Annotated in this window: 1 protein-coding gene; it reads left to right on the forward strand. The window is 73.3% G+C overall.

From position 1 onward, the window contains the following. The coding region (locus tag ABTY61_RS41805; RefSeq protein ID WP_350510490.1) for a type I polyketide synthase at positions 1–2,732 on the forward strand (2,732 nt) is incomplete at both ends.

Consider the following 2,732-nt stretch of genomic DNA (forward strand, 5'->3'; position numbering starts at 1 on the left):
CATCCGTTGTTGGGGGCGGTCACGGGTCTGGCTGATGGTGGTGTCCTGTTCAGTGGGCGCCTGTCCCGGCACACCCACCCCTGGCTCACCGACCACGAGATCCAGGGCCGAGTCCTGCTGCCCGGGACCGCGTTGATGGAACTGGCGTTGGAAGCCGCCGACCGTAGCGGCGCGTCGCGCGTGGTGGAGCTGACGCTCGAGGCGCCGATGCTGCTGCCCGCCGTCGGCGGCCTGCGGATCCAGGTCGCCGTGGACGCGGCGGACGAGAACGACCAGCACCAGGTGCGGATCTACTCGCAACCCCAGGACGCCGAGGCCGGTGACCAGGACACGTGGACCAGGCACGCTTCCGGATGGCTCGCGGTGGACGACCTCGTCGCCCCCGACGCCGACCTCGTGCAGTGGCCGCCGGCCGGCGCCGAAGCCGTCGACCTGGCGGACTTCTACCCCGCGCTCGCCGAGACCGGCTACACGTACGGGCCGGCCTTCCAGTGCGTGTCGGCGCTGTGGCGGCTCGGCGACCAGCTCTACGCCGACGTGGTCCTGCCCGAGCCGCAGCACGCGGACGCGGCGAAGTACGGAGTCCACCCGGCGCTGCTCGACGCGGCGCTGCACCCGCTCGTCCAGAAGCTCGCCTCGGCTGCCGGAGGTCTGCTGCTGCCGTTCGCCTGGAGTGACGTCTCGCTCTACGCGACCGGTGCGAAGGAACTGCGCGTGCGGTGGACTCCCACCGGTGCGGAGAGCGCCGCTCTGACGGTCGCCGACGGCGCAGGCCGGCCGGTGGCCTCGGTCGGCGAACTCGTCCTGCGGCCCGCTCGGGTCGACGCCCGGGCCGCCGATCGGCGTGGTGCGCTCTATCGGCTGGACTGGGTGCCCGTGCCGTCGACAGCTGACGCGACCGGCTCGGTGACGGTGACGGCGGATCCGGCATCGCTGGTCGAGGTGCCCGGGCGGGTGGTGGTCCAGCTGGGCTCCGCCGAGGGCGAGGGCGTCCCCGCGGCTGTGCACCGGCTCACCGGTGAGGCGCTGGACCTGGTCCAGGCCTGGCTCGCCGACGAGCGCTTCGCCGACGCCCGGCTGGTCGTCGTGACACGCGGCGCCGTCGGCACCGAGACCGGCGACGCGCCCGCTGACCTGGCGGCCGGCTCGGTGTGGGGCCTGGTCCGCACGGCGCAGGCCGAGCACCCCGACCGCTTCGTCCTGGTCGATCTCGACCCGGCCGACCCGGGTTTCGGCGCCGAGAACCTCGACGCCGGCGGCCTGTACGGCGACGAGTCCCAGCTGGTGGTGCGCGGGGGAGAGCTGCGCGCGCCGCGGATGGTCCCGGTGCCGGCTGCGGACGCTCCCACCGCTGCCGACTTCGATGCCTTCGACGCCGAGGGCACCGTGATGATCACCGGCGGTTCGGGCACCCTCGGGACCCTGCTCGCCCGTCACCTCGTGCGCAACCACGGAGTGCGGCATCTCCTGCTGCTCTCGCGGCGCGGCGAAGCCGCCCCGGGCGCTGCCGAACTGGCGCTGGAACTCGCCGAGTTCGACGCCGAGGTTCGCTTCGCCGGGTGTGACGCGGCCGACCCGGCGGCGCTGGCCGCCGTGCTCGAAGCCATCCCGGCCGAGCACCCGCTGACCGGAATCGTGCACGCCGCCGGCATCCTGGACGACGGGCTCCTGGAGTCGCAGACCGTCGAGCGCATGGCAGTGGTGCTGCGTCCGAAGGTGGACGCGGCGTGGAACCTGCACGAGCAGACCAAGGACCTGCCGCTGTCGGTGTTCGTCGTCTTCTCGTCCATCGCCGGCGTCATCGGCAACTCCGGCCAGAGCAACTACGCGGCCGCCAACACCTTCCTCGACACCCTCGCCGCCCACCGTCGTGCCGTCGGACTGTCCGCCCACGCCCTGGCCTGGGGCCTGTGGGACCAGGCCGACGGCATGGCGGGCGGCCTCACCGAGGCCGACGTCGCCCGCTGGACCCGCTCCGGCGTGGCACCGCTCGGCGAGGAGCGGGGGCTCCAGCTGTTCGACACCGCGTTGGCGCAGGAGCACGTCCAGCTCATCCCGGCCCAGCTCGACCTGTCGGTGTTGAAGTCCCAGGCCCGTACCGCCGGGCAGCCGGCGCCCGTGGTCTTCCGCTCCCTGGTGCGTGGGCCGGTACGGCGCAGCGTCACCACGAACGCGGCGAGCGCGGGCCGCGACAGCTGGACCGACCGGATGGCGGCCCTGGCGGAGAGCGAGCGGACGCGCGCGATCACCGAGACCGTGCGTGCCGTCGTCGCCCTGGTCCTCGGCCACTCCGACTCCGCGACCATCGATGTCGAACGGGCCTTCAAGGACCTCGGGTTCGACTCCCTCACCGGCGTCGAACTGCGCAACCAGCTCAACACCGCCACCGGCCTGCGGGTGCCGACCACGCTCGTCTTCGACCACCCGTCGCCGCGTGCCGTCATCGACTACCTGCTCGCCAAGGTCTCCGACGCGATCGGCACGACGAGCGCGGTGACGACGGCGGGCGTACCGGCCCTCCGCGCGCGGTCGGCCTCCGAGGACGACAACGAGCCGATCGCGGTGGTGGGCATGGCCTGCCGCTACCCCGGTGGGGTGGCGAGCGCCCAGGACCTCTGGGACCTGGTGGCCGGCGGGGTGGACGCGGTGGGCGAGTTCCCGTCCGACCGCGGATGGGACGTGGAGAAGCTCTACAACCCGGACCCCGAGGTGACCGGAACCTCCTACACCCG

Source organism: Kitasatospora sp. NPDC096128, from assembly GCF_040303105.1.
Lineage (GTDB): Bacteria > Actinomycetota > Actinomycetes > Streptomycetales > Streptomycetaceae > Kitasatospora.